The sequence below is a fragment of the Sphingomonas zeicaulis genome, assembly GCF_050433225.1.
In the GTDB taxonomy this organism is placed as follows: domain Bacteria; phylum Pseudomonadota; class Alphaproteobacteria; order Sphingomonadales; family Sphingomonadaceae; genus Sphingomonas_D; species Sphingomonas_D zeicaulis.
The window spans coordinates 187,962-208,761 of sequence record NZ_JBNPXQ010000004.1 but is presented as its reverse complement, the minus strand read 5'-3'; the positions used below and the strand labels follow the sequence as shown (position 1 = coordinate 208,761).

Sequence of the window (20,800 nt, the reverse complement as noted above, 5' to 3'; positions counted from 1 at the left end):
CGCGCGGCGGAACGGCGCCCTTAGCGATGATTTATGGATTACGCCAGCTTCGCCTTCACTTCGTCGGCGACGTTGGCGGGCACCTCGTCATAATGCGAGAACTGCATCGTGTACTGTGCACGGCCCTGGGTGAACGAGCGGAGCTGGTTCACATAGCCGAACATGTTCGCGAGCGGCACCATGGCCTCGACGACCTGTGCGTTGCCGCGGCTGTCGGTGCCCTGGATCTGCCCACGACGGCTGTTCATGTCGCCGATGACGTCGCCCAGATAATCCTCCGGGGTAACGACCTCGACCTTCATGATCGGCTCGAGCAGCTTGATGCCGGCCTTCTGGGCCGCTTCACGCATCGCGCCACGCGCGCAGATTTCGAACGCGAGCGCCGACGAGTCGACGTCGTGATACTTGCCGTCGATCAGGTGCACTTCGAAGTCGATGATCGGGAAGCCGATCAGCGATCCGGTCTCGGCGGTCTCGCGCATGCCCTTCTCGACCGACGGGATATATTCGCGCGGGATGTTGCCGCCCTTGATCTCGTCGAAGAACACGAAGCCCGAACCACGCTCGCCCGGCTTCACCTGCACCTTGACCTCGCCGAACTGGCCCGAGCCGCCCGACTGCTTCTTGTGGGTGTAGGTCAGCTCGACCGGCTTCGCGAGATACTCGCGATACGCCACCTGCGGCGCACCGACATTCGCCTCGACCTTGAACTCGCGCTTCATGCGGTCGACCAGGATCTCGAGGTGGAGTTCGCCCATCCCCTTGATGATGGTCTGGCCCGATTCATGGTCGCTGGTCACGCGGAACGACGGATCCTCGCGGGCGAGACGATTGAGCGCGACGCCCATCTTCTCCTGGTCCGCCTTGGTCTTCGGCTCCACCGCGACCTCGATCACCGGCTCCGGGAACTCCATGCGCTCGAGGATGATCGGCGCGTTCTGGGCGCACAGCGTGTCACCCGTCGTGGTGTCCTTGAGACCGGCAAGCGCAACGATGTCACCCGCATAGGCGACGTCGATGTCCTCGCGGCTGTTCGCATGCATCAGCAGCATGCGGCCGACCTTTTCCTTCTTGTCCTTCACCGAGTTCATCACCACCGACGCGCTCTCGAGCTTGCCGGAATAGATGCGGGCGAAGGTCAGCGTGCCGACGAACGGGTCGTTCATGATCTTGAACGCCAGCGCCGAGAACGGCTCGGCATCGTCAGCCTTGCGGCTGTCGGCGGTCTCGCCGTCCAGCTTCAGGCCTTCGACCGGCGGAATGTCCAGCGGGCTCGGCAGATAGTCGACGACGGCGTCGAGCAGGGGCTGCACACCCTTGTTCTTGAACGCCGAGCCGCACAGCACCGGCACGAACGAGAAGTTCAGCGTGCCCTTGCGGATCAGCTTCTTGAGCGTCGCCGCATCGGGCTCCTCGCCCTCGAAGAACTTCTCCATCGCGACGTCGTCCTGCTCGACGGCGGCCTCGATCAGCTCCAGGCGCGCGGCTTCCGCGGCATCCTTGAGGTCATCGGGGATGTCGCGATATTCGAACTTCGCACCCAGGCTCTCCTCGAGCCAGATGATCGCGCGGTTCTCGACCAGGTCGACGAGGCCCTTGAAGCCGCCCTCGATGCCGATCGGGAGATAGAGGACGAGCGGACGGGCACCGAGGCGATCCTTGATCATCTCGACGCAGCGCTCGAAATTGGCGCCGGTGCGGTCCAGCTTGTTGACGAAGCACATGCGCGGCACGCGATACTTCTCGGCCTGGCGCCACACGGTCTCGGACTGCGGCTCAACGCCGGCAACGCCGTCGAAGCACGCAACCGCACCGTCGAGCACGCGCAGCGAACGCTCGACTTCGATGGTGAAGTCGACGTGGCCGGGGGTGTCGATGATGTTGATGCGGTGGTCGTTCCAGAAGCACGTGGTCGCAGCCGACGTGATCGTGATGCCCCGCTCCTGCTCCTGCTCCATCCAGTCCATCGTCGCGGTGCCTTCATGCACTTCGCCGATCTTGTAGGACTTGCCGGTGTAGTAGAGGATGCGCTCGGTCGTGGTCGTCTTGCCGGCATCGATGTGCGCCATGATGCCGATGTTGCGATAGCGTTCGAGCGGATGGCTGCGGGCCATGACGTGGTTTCCTTAGCAATGTGGGGAGCCGGACGGTCCGGCTCCCCAGATATAGGTGTTCGCGGTCAGGCGGACCAGATCACCAGCGATAGTGGCTGAAGGCGCGGTTCGCTTCAGCCATGCGGTGCGTGTCCTCGCGCTTCTTCACGGCGTTGCCGCGATTGTTCGCGGCATCGAGCAATTCGCCCGAAAGGCGCGCCGACATGGTGTTCTCGCTGCGCGAACGCGCCGCCGAGATCAGCCAGCGGATCGCCAGCGCCTGCGCGCGCTCGACGCGCACTTCCACCGGCACCTGATAGGTCGCACCGCCGACGCGGCGGCTGCGGACCTCGATGCCCGGCTTCACATTGTTGAGCGCATCATGGAACACGCCGAGCGGCTCGCGCTTCGCGCGGTTCTCGATGGTTTCCAGCGCGCCATAGACGATGCCCTCGGCGACGGACTTCTTGCCGTCGAGCATCACGCTGTTCATGAACTTCGAAAGCACCACATCCCCAAACTTGGGATCGGGCAGGATTTCCCGCTTCTCGGGACGACGACGACGAGCCATCTGATTTTCCTTCTAAACTTCAGCCCTGGTGGCCGGACAATGCGCCGGCCGGCTTACTTCGGACGCTTGGCGCCGTACTTGGAGCGGGACTGCTTGCGGTTCTTGACACCCTGGGTGTCGAGCACGCCGCGAAGCACGTGATAACGCACGCCGGGAAGGTCGCGCACACGGCCGCCGCGGATGAGCACGACGGAGTGCTCCTGCAGGTTGTGGCCTTCGCCCGGAATGTAGCTGATGACTTCGCGCTTGTTGGTCAGACGGATCTTGGCCACCTTGCGAAGCGCCGAGTTCGGCTTCTTCGGGGTCGTCGTGTAGACGCGGGTGCAAACACCACGCTTCTGCGGGTTCTGCTCCATGGCAGGAACCTTCGACTTGACCTTCTGCAGTTCGCGGCCCTTGCGGACCAACTGGTTAATCGTAGGCATGAAGCCCTTCACCTTCTCTGGTTACTTTGCTGGAGCCCGTTCAAACCCAATACAAAAGCGCCCCGGCGGCCTTACGGCCCCCTTGGCCCTCACATGCACCCAGCAATGTTCAAGCTCAAAAGCCCGATTGGGAGTCGCGCGAACGCACACCCTCCTTCGGGCAGCGGCGCCTATAGCGACGGTGGCCCACCCGGTCAACGGGGGCACCCAAAGGATTCTAGAGGTCGAACCCCCTGCGCCGCAACCGTTCCGTCAGCATCGCGCGGTGCGTCTGCACCGCGCGTTCGCGCCCCGGCGAGCCTTCCGGCTCCAGCATCATCGATGCCGCCGTCCGACGCAACGCACGCTCGAGATGTTCCTCGGACAGCGCCCGGATCTGGTCGGATCGCCGCCGCTCGCGCCAGGCATCGAGCCGGCCGAGCGCGATCGATGCCCAACTCCTGTCATCTGTCGGCATCGCCCATTCCCTCGCCACAGTCCTTCTCCAGCGGCCTGTGCAAGGGCTAGCATCCGACTCGCGCGCGAGGCTGTGACCTGAATCACTTGCCGGCGGCAGAACATGAACCGCGGCTTGATGCAGCCGGCTCATCCGGCGCGATTAATTCGCCGCGGCGCCCCCATCATGATCGGGATCCCTCGCCGATTCGGCGGCGTCATCGCCCTGGTCACGCAGTTCGGCGGCGTTGGCGGCATAGTCGCTCTCGGCGCGCTCGTTGGTCGCGTTGGCGGCCATCGCATCCTGCTGGTCGGCAAGATTGTCGTACTGGCTTTCGAGATTCTCGGCGACCGCCTCGTCGCCCTTGTCACCGCAGGCCGAAAGCGAAAGCGACGCCGCGAGCAGCGCGGCCGAACCGACAAGCCTGATCATTCCATTCTCCTCGGCGACGGCATCGTCGCGCGGTGCTCAAGCCGCGGCGGGCGTGTTGGTTCCGGAACGGCGCTGGATCGAGGCAGCGAGCAGCGCGACGCCGCCTCCGAACAGCCAGCCTGCCAGGACGTCGCTGGGCCAGTGGACGCCCAGCACGACGCGCGACATGCCCACCAGCAGCGGCACGACCAGCGCGGCGGCCACCGCCCAGCGCCGGTTCGGCGCGAGCAGCAGCGCGCCGAGGAGCCACAGCGCCATGTTGTGCGCGGCATGGCCGCTTGGGAAACTGAGGCTCGTCACGCTGTCGAGATGGTCGAGCAGCGCCGGGCGCGGCCGGGCGAAGGCGAGCTTCAGCCCGCTCGTCAGCACCGTTTCGATCAATGTCGCCAGCGGCAGCAGCGCCGCGGCGGCCGCCCGGCGCCGGACCAGCAGCAGCACGACCGCGACGATCGCGAAGCCGATGCGCGCAGGCGCGTCACCGATCCTGGTGAAGGCGATCCACAGCTCGGCGTTCGCACGCAACGCCGAGCCCTGTTCGATCAGCCAGAGATCGGCCGACACGATCGGCGTCGCCCCGAGCGAAAAGCCGATGAGGAGCGACAGCGCGATGCAGAGCGCGCCTGCGACGGCGGGGGGAAGAGCAGGACTCATCCCCCCTTCAACCGGCTGCGCGGCCGCAAGGCAAGCGGCGAAGGGTTACGTCGCAAACATCCTATAATCTGCACCGCGAATCGGCGATTATCCTGGTCGCAAGCTTCAGACCCGGATCAACGGACAGCGCGCGCGAGCAGGTCGTCGCCGCGCAGGATGGCTTGCGCTCTCGATATGCCAGCCTGGAGGCCATCATGGCACAGTTTGCGTTTGACCGACCGATTCCCGACGCGCCGATTCCCCCGCTGCCGGATTTTCCGATCCCCTTCCCCGGCCTGCCTCAGTTCGAACGCCGTCCGCGCTTCGAATTCGAGCGCCCCGTCCACCTCAACATCCGTTACGGCCCCGCCAAGGTGCGCGTGCTGGTGATGAGCGACGGATCCGCCTACGACACCGCCAGCGGATTTTCGCTGGGTCTTGCGCTGCAGGACGCGTTCGACCCGTCGCATCCCGACCATCCGTCCTATGCCCGCTTCGAATTCGTGCGCGCCCATCGCAACAATGCGGCAGGCGTCACCCCGGGCTATGACGATTTCCATTTCAATCCCGGCAGCCTCGACGATTTCGACGAACTCTGGCTGTTCGGCTACACCCCGGGCAATCCCTATCTCTCGGCGGGCGAGATCGACGAGATCCACAAATTCATGGACGCCGGCGGCGGCGTGCTCGCGATGGGCGACCATGAGGATCTCGGCCTCGGCCTGTGCGGCGGCATCCAGCGCGTGCGCTCGATGCGCAAATGGTGGTTCGACTTCCCTGCCCCGCCTGCCGGCATGGAGCGCGCGCCGGACAATGCGGATCTTACCCGCAACGACACCCAGCAACCCGCCTTCCCCGGCGGCCCGCCCAATGGCGGATCGGAATCCGACGGCGCACCGCAGCCGATTCATCCCAACTACCGCTTCGGCCACCGGCTGTGGCGCCCCTGGGCACGCTACAAATTCCCGCACCCGGTGCTGTGCGGGCCGCGCGGCGCGATCAAGGTGCTGCCCGATCACCCGCATGAGGGCGACTGCATCAAGCCCAACGCCGCCTTCGCCAACGAGTATCCCGGCGGCGTCGAGGTGGAGATCATCGCGCACGGCCACAATGTCGTGGGCCGAACCAAAAGCGGCTACACCATCACCGACGATCGTGCCTTTGGCTTGATCGGCGCGTGGGACGGCCACAAGCCCGCGGCGGACCGCGGCCGCGTGCTGGTCGATTCGACCTGGCACCACTGGTTCAACGTCAACCTCAACGGCCTGCGCGCGGAAAATGGCGACGAGTACAAGGATATCCTCGCTTATTTCCGCAACGTGGCGGTGTGGCTGGCGCCGAAGGAACGGCAGGCACGGATGAAGAAGGCGGGGCAGCTCATCATCCTCGCCATCCCCCACTTCGTCGAGCGTGCCGCGACCTTGCGGCGGATCCGCCCCGAGCTGATCTATGTGATCGGCATCGAGGCGCGCGACGCGCTGGGCCGGATCGCGCCGCAATGCCAATCGGCGGCGTGGTTCATCGACATCGTCAGCCCGCATCTGCCGCGCCACGTGATCGAACTGATCGAGAAACCGAAGCTGGATCTGCCTTTCGACCCGTTCGAGGCGGCGGCGATCGACATCTATGCAACCGCAGTGTTCGGCGGCATCGTCAATGCGATCGCGGTGCGCGCCAACGAAGTCGGCCTGGAATCGCTGGAAAAGATCCAGGACGATCTCGACCGCATTGCCGCCGCCGGCGCCAAAGCCGGGCTGGAGGAAGCACGGCGGATGCTGGACGCGGGCCAGAAGCGGCTGGCGCCGTTCGTCGAGGCCCGCGAAGTGAAAAAGCAGCGTGCCTGCGAACCGGAAAGCGTGGCGTAACGTGGGGGCACCGGGGCGGCGCCGTGCCGCCCCGGCGTTCCCTCAATCCGCGCGGCGGATCAGCACGCCACCCTTGATGACGGCATCGACATCGGCGAGTTCGCCGACGTCCGCGAGCGGATCGCCGCCAACCGCGACGATATCCGCGTAGCGGCCGGCCGCGATCGCGCCGACATCCTTCTCACGCCCCAGCGCAATCGCGGCCTCGCGCGTCGCGGCCTGGATCGCTTCCAGCGGCGTCATCCCATAGTGCACCATCACCCGGAACTGGCCGCCCGCGGTGCCGTGCGGCATCACCCCGGCGTCGGTGCCGAATACCAGTTTCACCCCCGCCGCATGCGCCTTGCGGAAATTGTCGCGCTGGATCTGCGCCACCTCGCGGTCCTTGCGCAGATTATCCTCGAGCACGCCGTTCTTCTTGCCCTCCGACTGGGTGTAGTCGGTGTTGAAGATATCCATCGACAGCCAGGTGCCGCGCTCCTTCGCCAGGCGGATGCCCTCATCGTCGATCAGGCTGGCATGTTCGATCGTGTCGATGCCGGCGCGGATCGCCGCCTTGATGCCGGCCGCGCCATGCGCGTGCGCGGCGACCTTGAGGCCCCATTGATGCGCCTCGTCGGCGATCGCGCGCAATTCCTCCTCGCTCAGCTGCTGCTGGCCGGGTTCGGTGTTGCGCGAGAAGACGCCGCCGGTGGCGCAGACTTTGATCACCTCGGCGCCATATTTGCGCTGCTCGCGCACGATCCGCCGGAAATCCGCCGGACTGTCGCCCACCGCGACGCCCTTCGCCTTGAACGAGGGCGGCAGATAGGTGCTGTCGCAATGGCCGCCGGTCGCTCCCAGCGCGTGCGCCGCAGGGACGATCCGCGGCCCGGCCATCAATCCCTCATCGATCGCCTGCTTGTAGGCGACATCCGAATAATTTTCCGAGCCGACATTGCGCACGGTGGTGAAGCCCGCGTCGAGCATCGCCTTGGCATTGCCGACGCCCTGCACCGCCCAGAACAGGTCAGTGAACTGCAGCCCGGTATAGCCGCCGTAAAGCGGGTTCGAGTCGAGATGGACGTGCATGTCGATGAAGCCCGGCAGGATGGTCTTGCCGCTGAGGTCGATATGGCGGACGTCCGCCCCCCAGCGCACCGTGCGCGCATCGGCGATGCTGGTAATGCGCCCGTCGGTGACCATCACCGCGGGATGCTCGACGACCTTACCGGCGATGACGTCGATCATGCGATCGGCGGTGATGACGACGGTTTCGGCACTGGCCGGTGCGGCGCAGGCGATGGCGGCCAGGCAGGCGGCGGCGAGCAGCTTCATCTCCGATGTCCCCCATACGAACGAGGGCATGTGGTCGCAGGCAATGCGCGCGGCGGCAATCGGCTTTTCGACGGGGGTTGTGGGACCAATTGTCCTCCCCGAGCGAAGCTCGGGGAGGACAACCGGGAGTCACCCCCTCAGCACATCCAGATGTGCCGCGGCGAAGTCGATCGTGAAGCCGATCCACATCGCCATCAGCACCGCGCAGGACATCAGATACCAGCGGAACCGGGCCATCACCCGGTTGGTGCCGACATGCTCCCAGCTATGGAGCGCGCGGAAGACGACGTAGAGGCAGGCGAGGATGGTCTGTGCCACCGTCGCATGCCCCGTCGTCAGCAGCAGAGGCACCAGTGCGAAATAGAGCACCGGCATCTCGAACAGATTGGCCAGGTTGTTCGCCGGCATTTCCACGGGCTGGAAATAGCGCAGCGCCGCCTCGCTGGTCCTGAACTGGTCCTCGGTCGGCGGGTTCGCCCTCAGATGCGCGACGCGCTTCTGATACATGCGAAACCACACCGCCCAGGTCAGCATGACCAGCGCGATCGTCGGCCAGACGATCGAGAAGGCCGCCACTAGAAGTGCAGTGCCCGGTCGTAGGCGCCCAGCACGCTCTCATGCATCATTTCGGAGAGCGTCGGGTGCGCGAACACGGTGTGCATCAGCTCTTCCTCGGTGGTTTCGAGCTGGCGGGCGATCACATAGCCCTGGATCAGCTCGGTCACCTCGGCACCGATCATGTGTGCGCCGAGCAGCTCGCCGGTGGTCTCGTCGAACACCGTCTTGATGAAGCCTTCGGCCTCGCCCAGCGCGATCGCCTTGCCGTTGCCGATGAAGGGGAACTTGCCGACCTTCACCTTGTGCCCGGCTTCCTTGGCCTTCGCCTCGGTCAGGCCGACCGACGCGATCTGCGGACGCGCATAGGTGCAGCCCGGGATGTTCCAGGTCTCGAACGGGTGCGGGTTCTTGCCGGCGATCTGCTCGACGCAGACGATGCCCTCGTGGCTCGCCTTGTGCGCCAGCCACGGCGGGCCAGTGACGTCGCCGATCGCATAGATGCCCTCGACATTGGTGCGGCCGAAGCCGTCGACCACGATGTGGCCGCGGTCGGTCTTCACGCCCAGCGCCTCGAGGCCGATATTCTCGGTGTTCGGCACGATGCCGACCGCGACGATGACATGGCTGAACTTGGTCGTGGTGACCTTGCCGTCCTTGCCTTTGATCGAGGCGGTGACGCCGTCCTTGGCGACATCCAGCTTCTCGACGCCGGCACCGGTCTGGATGGTCATGCCCTGCTTGGTCAGCGCCTTGGTCATGAACTCGCTGACCTCGACATCTTCCACCGGCACGATTCGGTCGAGCATCTCGACGATGGTCACCTTGGCGCCCATGTCCGAATAGAAGCTGGCGAACTCGACGCCGATCGCGCCCGAGCCGATCACGAGCAGGTCTGTCGGCATCGCCGGCGGCACCATCGCGTGGCGATATGTCCAGATGCGATCGCCGTCCGCCTTGGCGAAGGGCAGGTCACGCGCGCGCGCGCCGGTGGCGACGATGATGTGCTTGGCTTCGAGCTGCACCTTGCCGCTGCCGCTGGTGACTTCCAGCTTGCCCTTGCCGGTGATCGCGCCGACGCCCTCCACGACGGTGATCTTGTTCTTCTTCATCAGCCCCTTGACGCCGGCATTGAGCTGCCCGGCGACCTTGCGGCTGCGCTCCGTGACCTTGGCGAGATCGAACGAAGGCTTCTCCACCGACAGGCCATAGGCGTCGGCATGGGTGATATAGTGATAGACTTCCGAGGTGCGCAGCAGCGCCTTGGTGGGGATGCAGCCCCAGTTGAGGCAGATGCCGCCCAGCTTCTCGCGCTCGACGATCGCCGTCTTCAGGCCGAGCTGCGCCGCGCGGATCGCGGAGACGTAACCGCCGGGGCCGGAGCCGAGCACAATGAGGTCGTAGGTGTCAGCCATCGAAGTCTCCGATACAGCCGCCGCAGCTGGCGGGGGCTGGCGTGGGGGGATGTAATGCGCACCCCCCGGGAAGAAAACAGGTGCGCGGGGCCGCGCACGGAACCGCCGCCGGCCGCGCTTCAGGGCGCAGCGCGGCGGCGGATTTGGTTCAGGCGATCAAAGCGAGCGGGTTCTCGACGAGGGTCTTGAACGCCTTCATCAGCTGGGCGCCATCGGCACCATCGATCGCACGATGGTCGAAGCTGCCGGTCGCGCTCATCACCGTCGCCACGCCCAGCGCGTCGTCGACGATGTAGGGGCGCTTCTCGCCGGCGCCGATCGCCATGATCATGCCCTGCGGCGGGTTGATCACCGCCTCGAACTGCTTGATGCCGAACATGCCCATGTTGGAAAGGCTGGCGGTGCCGCCCTGATATTCCTCTGGCTTCAGCTTGCCGTCCTTGGCGCGGGCCGCGAGATCCTTCATCTCGGTCGCGATCGCCGACATCGCCTTGGCCTCGGCGCCGACGATGATCGGGGTGATCAGGCCGTTGGGGATCGACACCGCCACCGAGATGTCAGCGCGGCTGAACTTCAGCAGCGTGTCACCCGAGATCGAGACGTTGCAGGCCGGCACCTCGGTCAGCGCGCCGGCGAGCGCCTTGATCAGCATGTCGTTGACCGACAGCTTAACGCCGCGGCTCTCCAGCGCCGCATTCAGCTCGGTGCGCAGCTTGAGCAGCGCGTCGAGGCGGATGTCGACGGTCAGGTAGATGTGCGGAACCTGCTGCTTCGATTCGGTCAGGCGGCGCGCGATCGTCTTGCGCATGTTGCTGAGCTTGACCGCTTCGTGCGGGATGCTGGTCTCGACGACCGGCGCCGGAGCGGCAGCCGGCGCGGGCGCTGCGGCGGGGGCCGGAGCGGAAGCGGGCGCCGCGGCGGCAGCAGCGGGCGCACCGGCCTTGGCGCCCTCGATGTCGGCCTTCACGACTCGGCCGTTCGGGCCGGAGCCGGTCACCCCGGCGAGGTCGACGCCCTTGGCGGCAGCGATGCGGCGCGCGAGCGGGCTGGCGTTGACGCGCTCCCCGGCGGCGCGCGCGGGCACCGGAGCGGCGGCCGGGGCGGGCGCGGCCGCCTTGGCGGGCTCGGCCTTGGCGGCGACTTCGGGTTCGGGCTTGGGCTCGGACTTGGCGGCGGGGGCGGCGGCAGGCGCGGAGGCATCCTCGCCCTCGCCGGCGATCAGCGCGATCACGGCGCCGACCTTCACGCCGTCGGTCCCTTCGGCGACGAGGATCTTCTGGATGGTGCCCTCGTCCACGGCTTCGAATTCCATCGTCGCCTTGTCGGTTTCGATCTCGGCGAGCAGGTCGCCGGACTTGACCGTGTCACCTTCCTTGACCAGCCACTTGGCCAGCGTCCCCTCCTCCATCGTCGGAGACAGGGCGGGCATCTTGAGCTCGATCGGCATTGGCTTGGACTTCCCTTGGCGAGTGCTTTGGTCGCGGCACCTCTCGACCAAAGCACCGTCAATGGTCAAGCCACAGGGTTGCCAGCAACGATTCGCTGCCGCATTTTTCATGCCCGTGAAGGCAAGGAACCCATGCGCACCTATCTGGTCGTGATCGACGAGACCGACGAGTCGGGGGCCGCGCTGCGGTTCGCCGCACGCCGCGCCGCGAAGACGGGCGGCACCGTAGAGATTCTCGCACTCGTGCCGCCTGCCGAGTTCGTCCAGTGGGGCGGCGTGCAAGCGACGATGGAACAGGAAGCGCGCCAACGCGCCGAGGCGCTGGTCGCCGGCGCCGCCGGTGCGCTGATGGAGGACGCCGGCGTGCAGCCCAAGATCACCGTGCGGCAGGGGGAACCCGTCGCGGTGGTGCGCGGCATGCTGCGCGACAATCCCGGCGTCGCCGCACTGGTGCTGGGCGCCGCCCCATCCGGTTCACCGGGCGTGCTGGTGAGCCACTTCGCCGGGGTGGACGCGGGCAAGCTCCCCTGCCCGCTGATGATCGTGCCGGGTTCGCTCGACAGCGAGGCGATCGACCGGCTGAGCTGAGGCCTGCTTTGTCCTTACCCCGCGATCCGCGCCCCGATCCGCGCGACGAATGCTTCCGCGCCCGCAGCATCCGCGGCGCTGAAGCGCGCCAGGCTGGGGCTGTCGATATCCAGCACGCCAATCAGCCGGCCATCGACCACCACTGGTACGACCAGTTCTGAGGCGGAGGCGGCGTCGCAGGCGATGTGGCCGGGGAAGGCGTGGACATCTTCCACCCGCTGCGTCTCGCGCGTCGCCGCGGCGGCACCGCATACGCCGGCGCCCATCGCAATGCGGATGCAGGCGGCCTTGCCCTGGAATGGCCCGAGCACCAGCTCGTCGCCCACCAGCCGGTAGAAGCCCACCCAGTTGATATCGGCCAGATATTCCCACAGCAGCGCGGCGAGGTTGGCCATGTTGGCAATGGTATCGGGCTCGCCCGCGGTCAGCGCATCGCCCGCGCCCGCGATCTCCTGCCAGAGTGCCGCCGCATCCTGATCTGCGGCGATGGTGAAGACGTGCATATCTCTTTCCTCAATCCATCGAGACCTTGCCGCGCCCGCGCTTGACGCCGGAGCGGATCGCCTTGCCTTCCAGTCGCTTGAGCTTGGCGGTGCGACTGACCTTCGTCTTGATCCGCTTCACCGGCCGTTCGTGCGCGCGTCGCAGCAATTCGCCGACGCGCTGCCGGGCATCGGCACGGTTCGCCTCCCGCGTGCGGAAACTGCGCGCGGTGACGACAATCGCGCCGTCATCGGTGAAGCGGCTGCCCGCCAGCACCTTGAGGCGGCTATAGGTGCCGGGGTCGAGCCGCAGCGCGAACACGTCGACGCGTAGCTGAACCGCGGTCGCCACCTTGTTGACATTCTGTCCGCCGGGTCCGGTGGCGGCGAGGAATTTCTCCTCGATCGCCTCTTCGGGGATCGGCCAGGGTTCAGGCGCCGGCATCGAGATAGCCCTCGGGCAACGCGAAACCTGCCGCGGCGAAGCGCTCGGGCAGCGGCGCCACCGCCTCCACCGGGCGCTTGCCCTCGCGCGGCAGCACCAGCTTGAGCGCGTGCAGCAGCATCGGCGTGCCGGCGCGACCATAGACCGGATCACCGACGATCGCGGCGCCCAGGCCGGAGGCGGCATGGACACGGATCTGGTGGGTGCGGCCGGTTTCGGGGCTGAAAGCGATCAGCGCGCGGCCGCCTCTGGCATCGAGCAGCCGCCAGCGGGTCAGCGCGGGCTTGCCGCCCGCCGCGGGCACCATTCGCCAGCCCGCCTCGCGGGTCGATTTCTTGTCGAGCGCGAGATCGATGACGCCTTCCTGTTCGGCGGGCACACCCTCGATCACCGCGACATAGGTCTTCTCGACCTCGCCCGATTCGAACGCCTGCGCGAATCGGCGATGCGCCTTGGGATGGCGCGCGAGCAACAGGCAGCCGGACGTGTCGCGATCCAGCCGGTGCACCGGTGAGGGCCAGCGCTTGAAGCCGAAGCTGAGGCTTTCGAGATGATTTTCGACGCTGAGCGATCCGTCACGCGGAGGATCGACCGGCAGGCCGCTGGGCTTGTCGACGACCAGCGCCTCGGCATCGATGAAGAGAACATGGTCGGCGAGCATCGCGCGCATATGGGCCGCGCGACGCGCGGGCGCAAACGTTGCGTGCGTTCCGGCCGGGCGAGTCGTCGCCTCGCGCGCCCCCAGAGGCCGGGGCACGGCTGGAGATGAACGACCTGCGTTCGCTGAAAGTGCCGGTTTTCGGGCACTTTCACCACCAGGTTGCAGGGAAATTAACCTTTTGTCTTCACATCTGCGTTGGTTAATGCATAGGTTGAGATGCGGCGAGACTCTGGCCGCACACAGGGGATGCCGGCATGCGCGTGCTGTTGATCGAGGATGATGCGACTGTAGCCAAGGCGGTCGGGCTGATGCTCACCACCGAAGGCTTCAACGTCTACACCACCGATCTCGGCGAAGAGGGCTTGGATCTCGGCAAGCTCTATGATTACGACATCATCCTGCTCGATCTGAACCTGCCCGACATGCACGGCTATGACGTGTTGAAGAAATTGCGCGTCGCCAAGGTGCTGACGCCGGTGCTGATCCTGTCGGGCATCGACGAGATGGATACCAAGGTGCGCAGCTTCGGCTTCGGCGCCGACGACTATGTCGTGAAGCCCTTCCACCGCGAGGAACTGGTCGCGCGCATCCATGCCGTCGTCCGCCGCTCGAAGGGCCACAGCCAGTCGGTGATCCGCACCGGCAAGCTCTCGGTCAACCTCGATGCCAAGACCGTCGAGGTCGATGGCAGCCGCGTTCACCTGACCGGCAAGGAATATGCGATGCTGGAGCTGCTCTCGCTCCGCAAGGGCACGACCTTGACCAAGGAGATGTTCCTCAATCATCTCTATGGCGGCATGGACGAGCCCGAGCTCAAGATCATCGACGTGTTCATCTGCAAGCTGCGCAAGAAGCTGAGCCTGGCCTGCACCGGCGACAACTATATCGAAACCGTATGGGGCCGCGGCTATGTGCTGCGCGATCCCGAGGATGTGCAAGTGCCGCAAGTCGCCTGATTTCGGGGCGGATCAATGCATTGCAGCGGCCGGCGGAGCGATCCGCCGGCCGCTTCGCGTTTGTCGATATGCCCCCCTTGTGCGCCGCAATAATCCGGCGCAGTCTGCAGGTCTCACGGGCGGATTTTTGCACACACGGGGGAGCATGGCGGGGCCAAAGGCGTTCGACGAAATCTGGGGCGACAGCGCCGGAGGCAGTGCAAGGTCGGGCTTCGCGCCGATCACGCGGTGGATGGAAGAAACGCCGGACGCCGAGTTGCAGCGCCGCCAGCAGGCGGCCGAGGCAGCCTTTCGCCAGTTGGGCATCACCTTCGCGGTCTATGGCGAGGAGGATGCGGCGGAGCGGATCATCCCGTTCGACATCGTGCCACGCATGTTCACGTGGAAAGAATGGTCGAAGCTGTCCGCCGGGCTGATCCAGCGCGTGCAGGCGCTCAATGCCTTTCTCGACGACATCTATGGCGAGCGCCGCATCCTCAAGGAAGGCGTGGTTCCGCCCGAACTGATCCTCACCAACCCGCAATTCCGCCCCGAGGCGGCCGGCACCAAGCCGCCGCACGGCATTTATTCGCACATCTGCGGCATCGATCTGGTGCGCACCGGCCCCGACCAGTTCTGGGTGCTGGAAGACAATGCCCGCACCCCTTCCGGCGTTTCATACATGCTGGAGAACCGCGAGGCGATGATCCGGCTGTGCCCCGAACTGTTCCGCCAGTTCCGCGTCGCCGCAGTGGATTCCTATCCGGACCGGCTGCTGGCGACGATGCGCTCGGTGGCGCCACGGGCCACGGCCGCCGATCCGGTCTGCGTGATCCTGACGCCGGGGCGGTTCAATTCGGCCTATTACGAACACAGCTTTCTCGCCGACAATCTCGGCATCGAGCTGGTCGAGGCGGCGGACCTGATGGTCGACGACGACATCGTCTGGATGCGCACCATCACCGGCCCGGTGAAGGTCGACGTGATCTATCGCCGGATCGACGATGATTTCCTCGACCCACTCGTCTTCCGCCCCGATTCGCTGCTGGGCGTGCCCGGGCTGATGGCCGCCTATCGCGCCGGCAACGTCACATTGGTCAACGCGCCGGGCACCGGCATCGCCGACGACAAGGCGATCTACAGCTACATGCCCGAGATCGTGCGCTTCTATTCGGGCGGCGAGGCACAGTTGCCCAATGTCGAGACGTGGCGCTGCCGCGAACCGCAGGCGCTCAAATATGTGCTCGATCACCTCCCCGAACTGGTCGTGAAGCTGGTCGACGGGTCGGGCGGCTATGGCATGCTCGTTGGCCCGACCGCTTCAAGGGACGAGATCGAGACGTTTCGCGCCGCGCTGGTCGCCGAGCCGCACCGCTACATCGCGCAACCGACATTGGCGCTGTCGACCGTGCCGACCTTGACCGACGAGGGGATTGCCCCCCGCCACGTCGATTTCCGGCCGTTCGTGCTCACCGGCGCCAATGGCGTCGACATCGTGCCGGGCGGGCTCACCCGCGTGGCGCTGAAGAAGGGATCACTCGTGGTCAATTCCAGCCAGGGCGGCGGCACCAAGGACAGCTTCGTGCTGCTCGACGAAGGGTCGGCCGACTGATGCTGTCGCGCACCGCCTCCTGCCTCTACTGGCTCGGCCGCTATATCGAGCGCGCCGATTTCACCGCCCGCCTCGTCGAGGCGACCGTCCGGCTCGATGCGCTCTCGGCGCAGCCCGCCGGAGAGATCGCGTGGATGAGCGCGCTGCTCGTCACCGATGCCGACGCCGCCTTCATGGCGACGGGAGAGAAGCTGACGCCGCAGAATGTCAGCCGCTTCCTCACCTTGTCGGCCGAGCATCCCGGATCGATCATCAACTGCCTCGATCGCGCGCGCGACAATGCGCGCTCGGTGCGCACCGCGCTGACCCGCGAGGCTTGGAGCGCGATCAACCGCGCCTGGATTATCTCGCACGGCCGCGCCAGCCCCGGCGGCACGCAGGCGACGCTCAACCTCGTCGACCAGACCAAGGCGGAGGTGCGCAGCTTCGAAGGCGCGCTGCACCGGATGATGCGCAATCAGGCGAGCTGGTTCATCCGCCTCGGCCAGGCGATCGAGCGCGCGGATAACACTGCGCGCCTGCTCGACGTCAAATATCACATCCTGCTGCCCGAGGGTGAATATGTCGGCGGCACGATGGACCGTGACCAGTGGACGACGATCCTCCAGACCGTCTCCGCCGTCACCGCCTATCGCTGGCTCTATTCGGAAGGGCTCACCCCCAGCCGCGTGACCGAGTTGCTGGTGCTGCGCCGCGAACTGCCGCTGTCGATCACCGGCGCCGCCGAAGAGGTGGTCGAGTTGCTGAGCGCGCTCGGCAAGCGCACCGGACTGCAGGGCGAGGCCGACCGCAGGGCGCGCGCGCGGTTGAGCAAGCTGGCCACGACCAAGGTCGGCGAGATCATCAACGGCGGCCTGCACGAATTCCTCGAGGCCTTTATCATCGAGAATGCCGCGCTCGATGGTGCGATCGCCCGCCAGTTCAGGTTCGTCTGATGCGCCTCACCATCGATCACCGCTCCCGCTACAGCTTTAGCGAGCCGCAGGCGCGCATCGTGCAATTGCTGCGCCTCACCCCGCAGGACCATGGCGGCCAGACCGTCGCCGGCTGGCGCATCGACATCGATCAGGATTGCCGCCTGCGCGAGGGGCTCGACGGCTTCGGCAACATCACGACGATGCTCTATATCGACGGGCCGCTGACCGAGTTCGAGATCAGCGTGCATGGCGAGGTGCTGACCGAGGCGTGCGGCGGACGCGTATCCGGCGCGCCCGATCCGCTGCCGCCGCTCGTCTATACCCGCCAGACCGTACTCACCCGCGCCGACACCGCGATCGAGGCGCTGGCACGCGAAGGCAAGACGCCGCAGGCGATCAACCGGCTGGTGCAGGAGCGGGCGCGCCTGTTCAAGTCCCGACCCGTGCTCGGCCGCACCGCGGCGCAGACACTCGCCGAGGGCCAGGGAACCGCGCGTGACATCGCCCATCTCTTCGCCTCCGCGGTGCGCGTCGCAGGCTATCCGGCCCGTTTCGTCGCGGGCCACTGCCTCGCGTTCAGCAGCGGCCCCGCCGCGCGGCCGCATAGCTGGGTCGAGGTGCTGCTCGACGATGAATGGATCGCGTTCGATCCGTGCGTCGGCGCGCTTGCCGAGGTCGATTATGTCCGCGTCGCCGCCGGCCTCGACGCCAGCGATGCCACCCCGATCTCGGGCGCACGTGAAGGCGGCGGCATCGAGATGCTCGACGTCGATGTCGACGTCGAGATCGAGGATGCCGGTCAGTCGCAACAGCAGCAGAGCTGAGCGCTTCGGCGATTCCGCTGCCGTTCCCGCGCAAAAGGCGCTAATCATCGCCTATAAAAGTCTGGCCCACGGACCGGAGAGGATGACATGACCTATTGCGTGGGGCTGCTGACCCGCGCCGGCATGGTAATGATCGCGGATACGCGCACCAACGCCGGCATCGACAACATCTCGATCTATCGCAAGCTGCACATATTGCAGGACAATGAGGATCGTCTGATGGCGATCGCCTCGGCCGGCAGCCTGTCCGTCACCCAGTCGATGCTGTCGATGCTGACCGAGGGGCTGCCGCCGCTCGAGGAAGGGGGCATCCCGCGGACATTGGCGGGGGTGCCGACGATGTTCCGCGCGGCGCAACTCGTGGGCGAGGCAGTGCGGGCGGCGAGCTATTCGGTCGGCGCCACGCTCAGCGGCACCGGCATCAACGCCGGCATCTCGCTGCTGCTCGGCGGCCGCATCCAGGGCGGGCCGCTGCACCTCTTCATGATCTATGGCGAGGGCAATTTCATCGAATGCAGCCCCGACAGCCCGTTCCTCCAGATCGGCGAGCTCAAATATGGCAAGCCGATCCTCGACCGCGCCCTGGCCTATGACACCGAACTGGACGAGGCGGTGAAGGTGGGGCTGATCTCGTTCGACAGCACCCTGCGCTCCAACCTGTCGGTCGGCCGCCCCTTCGACCTGCTCGTCGTGCCCTCGGACGCGACGAAGCCGGACATCCGGCTGCGGATCAGCGAGGACGATGCCTATTTCGACATGCTCTCGTCCGAATGGGGCCGACTGCTCAACGAAAGCCGCGCGGCGATTCCGGTGCCGCCGTTCATGAAAGAGGTTTGAGGGCGATCATTTTCCTCCCCGGCGCGCAGCGTCGGGGAGGAAGTTTCAGCCCTACTACCGCACCAGCTTTCCATGGTTCCCCGGCGCTGGCGCCCCGGACGGTGCAGCGCTCTCGTCACCCGGCTCGAAGCGCTGCCAGCCACCCTGCCCCAGCCGCTCGATCGGGCGGAAGCGGGTCTTGTATTGCATGCGCTTGGCGCCTTCGACCCAATAGCCGAGATAGACATAGGGCAAGCCCGCGGCCTGCGCGCGGCGGATATGGTCGAGGATGATGAAGGTGCCGAGCCCGGGGCGGCTTTCATCCTCGGCGTCGAAATAGGAATAGATCATCGACAGGCCATCGGCCTGCTTGTCGGTGAGGCAGGCGCCGACCAGCCGGCCGCGACCACCTTCGGGCGCCCGCTCGCGATATTCGATCACATAGGATTCGACCGGCGTTTGCTCGACCATGTCGGCATAGTCGATCTCGTCCATGTCGGCCATGCCGCCGCCGGGGTGCCGCGCCGCCAGGTAACGGCTCAGCAGATCGAACTGCTCGTCGGTCGACCAGGGCTTGCAGGTCGTGACCTCCAGATCGTCATGGCGGCGCAGCAGCCGACGCTGGGTGCCGTTGGCCTTGAACTCGCCGGCGACGACGCGCACGGAGACGCAGGCCGAACAGCCGATGCAATTGGGGCGATAGGCGACGCTCTGGCTGCGGCGGAAGCCGATCCGGCCCAGCGCATCGTTGAGCTCGATAGCGTTCGGGCCCTTCAGCTCGGTGAAGACCTTCCGCTCGGTGCGTCCCGGCAGATAGGGGCAGGGGGACGGGCTGGTAACGAAGAAGCGGGGAAAACGAAAAGGTGCAGTCAACGCCCGAATCCCCCCTCATCTACCTGCGCACAGTTGAGCACCGCCGGCCGAGCCGATGTAGAACGTCATCGGCGCGCGGCTGGGGGCATCGCAGCCCCCCGTTCCAGCGGCATGATCATCTGGCCATCATGCCCGGCCTCCCACAGGCCGATCGCGCGATGATAGCGCGCGGCCAGCCCGTCGTGAAGCGTCTATGCGGTCAGGCGAGTTCGACCGGGCTCACCTCATAGCCGCCGGCGCGCAACGCCGTGATCAACCGCTCGAGATGGGCGGAATCCCGCGTTTCGCACTCGATGTCGGTGATCAGGCCCTTGGCCGGCAGCGTGGTGAACACGCGCTGGTGATAGACCTCGATGATGTTCACGCGCTGCTCGTCGAAGATGCGCGCGACGTGGAACAGCGCGCCCGGCCGGTCCTGCAGACGCACCCGCAGGCGGGCGAGTCGGCCCGAACGGGCGAGGTCGCGCAGCAGCACGTTGGCGAGCAGCCGGGTATCGATATTGCCGCCGGTCAGCACGATGCCGACATTGCGGCCGCGGAACATCTCCGGATAGGTCAGCAGCGCGGCGAGTCCGGCAGCGCCGGCACCCTCGACCACCGTCTTCTCGATCTGGAGCAGCAGGCTGACCGACTCCTCCAGCCGCCGTTCGTTGACCAGCACGACATCGTCGACGAGTTGGCCGACCATGCGGCGGGTGAGCCGGCCCGGCTCCTTGACCGCGATGCCCTCCGCCAGCGTATCGCCCTCGCACGGCAGCTCGATCTGCTTCAGCGCGGCATAGGTGGAGGGATAGAGCTCCGCCTGGATGCCGACGAGCATGATATCCGGCTTCAGCCCGCGCGCGGCAACGCCGCAGCCCGAAAGCAGGCCGCCGCCGCCGATCGGGATCGCCAGCGTGTCGATCGCGGGCACATCCTCCAGCATTTCGAGCGCGACGGTGCCCTGCCCCGCGACGACATCGGGCTCGTCGAATGGATGGACGAAGGTCAGCCCCCGCTCCACCTCAAGCAGCCGGGCATGGGCCGAGGCCGCATCGAAGGTCTCGCCGTGCAGGATCACGTTGGCGCCATGGCCTTCGGTCTGCGTCACCTTCACCGTGGGGGTGAGTTCCGGCATCACGATCGTGGACGGGATGCCGAGTCGCGTCGCGTGATAGGCGAGGCCCTGCGCATGATTGCCGGCGGATGCGGCGATCACGCCCTTGCGACGTTCCGCCTCGCCCATCAGCAGCAGCCGGTTGAGCGCGCCGCGTTCCTTGTAGGCCGCGGTAAATTGCAGATTTTCGAACTTCAGCCACACATTGGCGCCGGTCAGCTTCGACAGCGTCTGGCTGTACAATGTCGGCGTGCGTACAATCGAAGGCGCAATCCTCGCATGCGCCGCGCGGACGTCATCGAGGGTTACGGGCAGGTCAGCGGCCTGCGGTTCGAGCTGTACGATGCTTGCCATAAGGCTGCGCC

The 20,800-nt window shown here is 66.3% G+C and carries 22 protein-coding genes; 7 read left to right on the top strand and 15 right to left on the bottom strand.

Going from position 1 to position 20,800, the window contains the following annotated elements:
• Window positions 1-38 precede the first annotated feature (38 nt).
• The 6 genes from fusA to FHS96_RS16145 all read right to left on the bottom strand — a co-directional run bounded on the left by fusA (window position 39) and on the right by FHS96_RS16145 (window position 4,608).
• Window positions 39-2,114, bottom strand: coding sequence for an elongation factor G (fusA, locus tag FHS96_RS16170; RefSeq protein WP_429593637.1), 2,076 nt, complete (start codon window positions 2,112-2,114; stop codon window positions 39-41).
• Between the two features lie 79 nt (window positions 2,115-2,193).
• Window positions 2,194-2,664 carry a 30S ribosomal protein S7 gene (gene rpsG / locus FHS96_RS16165; protein ID WP_429593635.1) on the bottom strand — a complete coding sequence of 157 codons (471 nt, stop codon included), beginning with the start codon at window positions 2,662-2,664 and terminating at the stop codon, window positions 2,194-2,196.
• 53 nt (window positions 2,665-2,717) lie between these two features.
• The gene (rpsL, locus tag FHS96_RS16160) at window positions 2,718-3,089 is read right to left on the bottom strand and encodes a 30S ribosomal protein S12 (protein WP_025293896.1); all 372 of its coding nucleotides are present in this window, start codon (window positions 3,087-3,089) and stop codon (window positions 2,718-2,720) included.
• Window positions 3,090-3,306: 217 nt separating this feature from the next.
• A complete protein-coding gene (locus FHS96_RS16155; protein ID WP_429593632.1) occupies window positions 3,307-3,546 on the bottom strand; it encodes a hypothetical protein in 240 nt (79 codons plus the stop codon).
• 141 nt (window positions 3,547-3,687) lie between these two features.
• Window positions 3,688-3,957: a hypothetical protein gene (locus FHS96_RS16150; RefSeq protein WP_429593629.1), complete on the bottom strand. Its 270-nt coding sequence runs from the start codon at window positions 3,955-3,957 to the stop codon at window positions 3,688-3,690.
• Window positions 3,958-3,993: 36 nt separating this feature from the next.
• Window positions 3,994-4,608: a phosphatase PAP2 family protein gene (locus tag FHS96_RS16145; RefSeq protein WP_429593626.1), complete on the bottom strand. Its 615-nt coding sequence runs from the start codon at window positions 4,606-4,608 to the stop codon at window positions 3,994-3,996.
• A 194-nt stretch (window positions 4,609-4,802) separates the two neighbouring features.
• Between FHS96_RS16145 and FHS96_RS16140 the strand changes: the two genes are divergently transcribed.
• The gene (locus FHS96_RS16140) at window positions 4,803-6,452 is read left to right on the top strand and encodes a hypothetical protein (RefSeq protein WP_429593623.1); all 1,650 of its coding nucleotides are present in this window, start codon (window positions 4,803-4,805) and stop codon (window positions 6,450-6,452) included.
• Window positions 6,453-6,494: 42 nt separating this feature from the next.
• On the opposite strand, the gene FHS96_RS16135 is transcribed toward FHS96_RS16140, so the two are convergent.
• The 4 genes from FHS96_RS16135 to FHS96_RS16120 form a co-directional block, all read right to left on the bottom strand.
• Entirely contained in the window at window positions 6,495-7,769 is a 1,275-nt protein-coding gene (locus FHS96_RS16135; protein ID WP_429593620.1) for a Xaa-Pro dipeptidase, read from the bottom strand.
• Window positions 7,770-7,898: 129 nt separating this feature from the next.
• Window positions 7,899-8,345: an MAPEG family protein gene (locus FHS96_RS16130; RefSeq protein WP_429593617.1), complete on the bottom strand. Its 447-nt coding sequence runs from the start codon at window positions 8,343-8,345 to the stop codon at window positions 7,899-7,901.
• Window positions 8,345-9,739 (bottom strand): dihydrolipoyl dehydrogenase, encoded by a 1,395-nt coding sequence (gene lpdA / locus FHS96_RS16125; RefSeq protein ID WP_429593614.1) that lies wholly within the window; start codon window positions 9,737-9,739, stop codon window positions 8,345-8,347. Before lpdA ends, FHS96_RS16130 begins: the two co-directional genes overlap by 1 nt.
• Window positions 9,740-9,887: 148 nt before the next feature.
• A complete protein-coding gene (locus FHS96_RS16120) occupies window positions 9,888-11,186 on the bottom strand; it encodes a pyruvate dehydrogenase complex dihydrolipoamide acetyltransferase (RefSeq protein ID WP_429593612.1) in 1,299 nt (432 codons plus the stop codon).
• A gap of 132 nt (window positions 11,187-11,318) precedes the next feature.
• Here FHS96_RS16120 and FHS96_RS16115 point away from each other — a divergent pair, with 132 nt between their 5' ends.
• On the top strand, window positions 11,319-11,774 hold the full coding sequence (locus FHS96_RS16115) for a universal stress protein (RefSeq protein WP_429593610.1): 456 nt from the start codon (window positions 11,319-11,321) through the stop codon (window positions 11,772-11,774).
• 14 nt (window positions 11,775-11,788) lie between these two features.
• Here FHS96_RS16115 and FHS96_RS16110 read toward each other — a convergent pair whose 3' ends face one another.
• From FHS96_RS16110 to FHS96_RS16100, 3 genes are read right to left on the bottom strand one after another with little or no spacing between them, the layout of a single operon-like run.
• Window positions 11,789-12,277: a GAF domain-containing protein gene (locus FHS96_RS16110; RefSeq protein ID WP_429593607.1), complete on the bottom strand. Its 489-nt coding sequence runs from the start codon at window positions 12,275-12,277 to the stop codon at window positions 11,789-11,791.
• 10 nt (window positions 12,278-12,287) lie between these two features.
• Window positions 12,288-12,701, bottom strand: coding sequence for an alternative ribosome rescue aminoacyl-tRNA hydrolase ArfB (gene arfB / locus FHS96_RS16105; protein ID WP_429593604.1), 414 nt, complete (start codon window positions 12,699-12,701; stop codon window positions 12,288-12,290).
• A complete protein-coding gene (locus tag FHS96_RS16100) occupies window positions 12,688-13,362 on the bottom strand; it encodes an RluA family pseudouridine synthase (protein WP_429594116.1) in 675 nt (224 codons plus the stop codon). The genes arfB and FHS96_RS16100 overlap by 14 nt, the downstream gene beginning before the upstream one ends.
• A gap of 254 nt (window positions 13,363-13,616) precedes the next feature.
• Between FHS96_RS16100 and ctrA the strand changes: the two genes are divergently transcribed.
• The 5 genes from ctrA to FHS96_RS16075 all read left to right on the top strand — a co-directional run bounded on the left by ctrA (window position 13,617) and on the right by FHS96_RS16075 (window position 18,487).
• On the top strand, window positions 13,617-14,318 hold the full coding sequence (ctrA, locus tag FHS96_RS16095) for a response regulator transcription factor CtrA (RefSeq protein ID WP_429593601.1): 702 nt from the start codon (window positions 13,617-13,619) through the stop codon (window positions 14,316-14,318).
• A 145-nt stretch (window positions 14,319-14,463) separates the two neighbouring features.
• Window positions 14,464-15,909, top strand: coding sequence for a circularly permuted type 2 ATP-grasp protein (locus FHS96_RS16090; RefSeq protein ID WP_429593598.1), 1,446 nt, complete (start codon window positions 14,464-14,466; stop codon window positions 15,907-15,909).
• Window positions 15,909-16,844, top strand: coding sequence for an alpha-E domain-containing protein (locus tag FHS96_RS16085; protein WP_429593595.1), 936 nt, complete (start codon window positions 15,909-15,911; stop codon window positions 16,842-16,844). Before FHS96_RS16090 ends, FHS96_RS16085 begins: the two co-directional genes overlap by 1 nt.
• Window positions 16,844-17,650 carry a transglutaminase family protein gene (locus FHS96_RS16080; protein ID WP_429593592.1) on the top strand — a complete coding sequence of 269 codons (807 nt, stop codon included), beginning with the start codon at window positions 16,844-16,846 and terminating at the stop codon, window positions 17,648-17,650. The genes FHS96_RS16085 and FHS96_RS16080 overlap by 1 nt, the downstream gene beginning before the upstream one ends.
• An 87-nt stretch (window positions 17,651-17,737) precedes the next feature.
• Window positions 17,738-18,487, top strand: coding sequence for a proteasome-type protease (locus FHS96_RS16075; RefSeq protein WP_429593589.1), 750 nt, complete (start codon window positions 17,738-17,740; stop codon window positions 18,485-18,487).
• A 54-nt stretch (window positions 18,488-18,541) separates the two neighbouring features.
• Here the strand turns inward: FHS96_RS16075 and FHS96_RS16070 are convergent, their stop codons facing one another.
• Both FHS96_RS16070 and FHS96_RS16065 read right to left on the bottom strand, forming a co-directional pair.
• On the bottom strand, window positions 18,542-19,339 hold the full coding sequence (locus tag FHS96_RS16070) for an arginyltransferase (RefSeq protein ID WP_429593586.1): 798 nt from the start codon (window positions 19,337-19,339) through the stop codon (window positions 18,542-18,544).
• A 199-nt stretch (window positions 19,340-19,538) separates the two neighbouring features.
• Window positions 19,539-20,789 carry a threonine ammonia-lyase gene (locus FHS96_RS16065; protein ID WP_429593583.1) on the bottom strand — a complete coding sequence of 417 codons (1,251 nt, stop codon included), beginning with the start codon at window positions 20,787-20,789 and terminating at the stop codon, window positions 19,539-19,541.
• Window positions 20,790-20,800 lie beyond the last annotated feature (11 nt).

Coding starts and splice junctions, on each gene's coding strand:
- lpdA (WP_429593614.1), bottom strand. CDS start 9,739: ATGGCTGACACCTACGACCTCATTGTGCTCGGCTCCGGCCCCGGCGGT.
- rpsG (WP_429593635.1), bottom strand. CDS start 2,664: ATGGCTCGTCGTCGTCGTCCCGAGAAGCGGGAAATCCTGCCCGATCCC.
- arfB (WP_429593604.1), bottom strand. CDS start 12,701: ATGCCGGCGCCTGAACCCTGGCCGATCCCCGAAGAGGCGATCGAGGAG.
- ctrA (WP_429593601.1), top strand. CDS start 13,617: ATGCGCGTGCTGTTGATCGAGGATGATGCGACTGTAGCCAAGGCGGTC.
- FHS96_RS16075 (WP_429593589.1), top strand. CDS start 17,738: ATGACCTATTGCGTGGGGCTGCTGACCCGCGCCGGCATGGTAATGATC.
- FHS96_RS16065 (WP_429593583.1), bottom strand. CDS start 20,789: ATGGCAAGCATCGTACAGCTCGAACCGCAGGCCGCTGACCTGCCCGTA.
- fusA (WP_429593637.1), bottom strand. CDS start 2,114: ATGGCCCGCAGCCATCCGCTCGAACGCTATCGCAACATCGGCATCATG.
- FHS96_RS16115 (WP_429593610.1), top strand. CDS start 11,319: ATGCGCACCTATCTGGTCGTGATCGACGAGACCGACGAGTCGGGGGCC.
- FHS96_RS16080 (WP_429593592.1), top strand. CDS start 16,844: ATGCGCCTCACCATCGATCACCGCTCCCGCTACAGCTTTAGCGAGCCG.
- FHS96_RS16150 (WP_429593629.1), bottom strand. CDS start 3,957: ATGATCAGGCTTGTCGGTTCGGCCGCGCTGCTCGCGGCGTCGCTTTCG.
- FHS96_RS16110 (WP_429593607.1), bottom strand. CDS start 12,277: ATGCACGTCTTCACCATCGCCGCAGATCAGGATGCGGCGGCACTCTGG.
- FHS96_RS16085 (WP_429593595.1), top strand. CDS start 15,909: ATGCTGTCGCGCACCGCCTCCTGCCTCTACTGGCTCGGCCGCTATATC.
- FHS96_RS16145 (WP_429593626.1), bottom strand. CDS start 4,608: ATGAGTCCTGCTCTTCCCCCCGCCGTCGCAGGCGCGCTCTGCATCGCG.
- FHS96_RS16155 (WP_429593632.1), bottom strand. CDS start 3,546: ATGCCGACAGATGACAGGAGTTGGGCATCGATCGCGCTCGGCCGGCTC.
- FHS96_RS16100 (WP_429594116.1), bottom strand. CDS start 13,362: ATGCTCGCCGACCATGTTCTCTTCATCGATGCCGAGGCGCTGGTCGTC.
- FHS96_RS16090 (WP_429593598.1), top strand. CDS start 14,464: ATGGCGGGGCCAAAGGCGTTCGACGAAATCTGGGGCGACAGCGCCGGA.
- FHS96_RS16140 (WP_429593623.1), top strand. CDS start 4,803: ATGGCACAGTTTGCGTTTGACCGACCGATTCCCGACGCGCCGATTCCC.
- FHS96_RS16135 (WP_429593620.1), bottom strand. CDS start 7,769: ATGAAGCTGCTCGCCGCCGCCTGCCTGGCCGCCATCGCCTGCGCCGCA.
- rpsL (WP_025293896.1), bottom strand. CDS start 3,089: ATGCCTACGATTAACCAGTTGGTCCGCAAGGGCCGCGAACTGCAGAAG.
- FHS96_RS16120 (WP_429593612.1), bottom strand. CDS start 11,186: ATGCCGATCGAGCTCAAGATGCCCGCCCTGTCTCCGACGATGGAGGAG.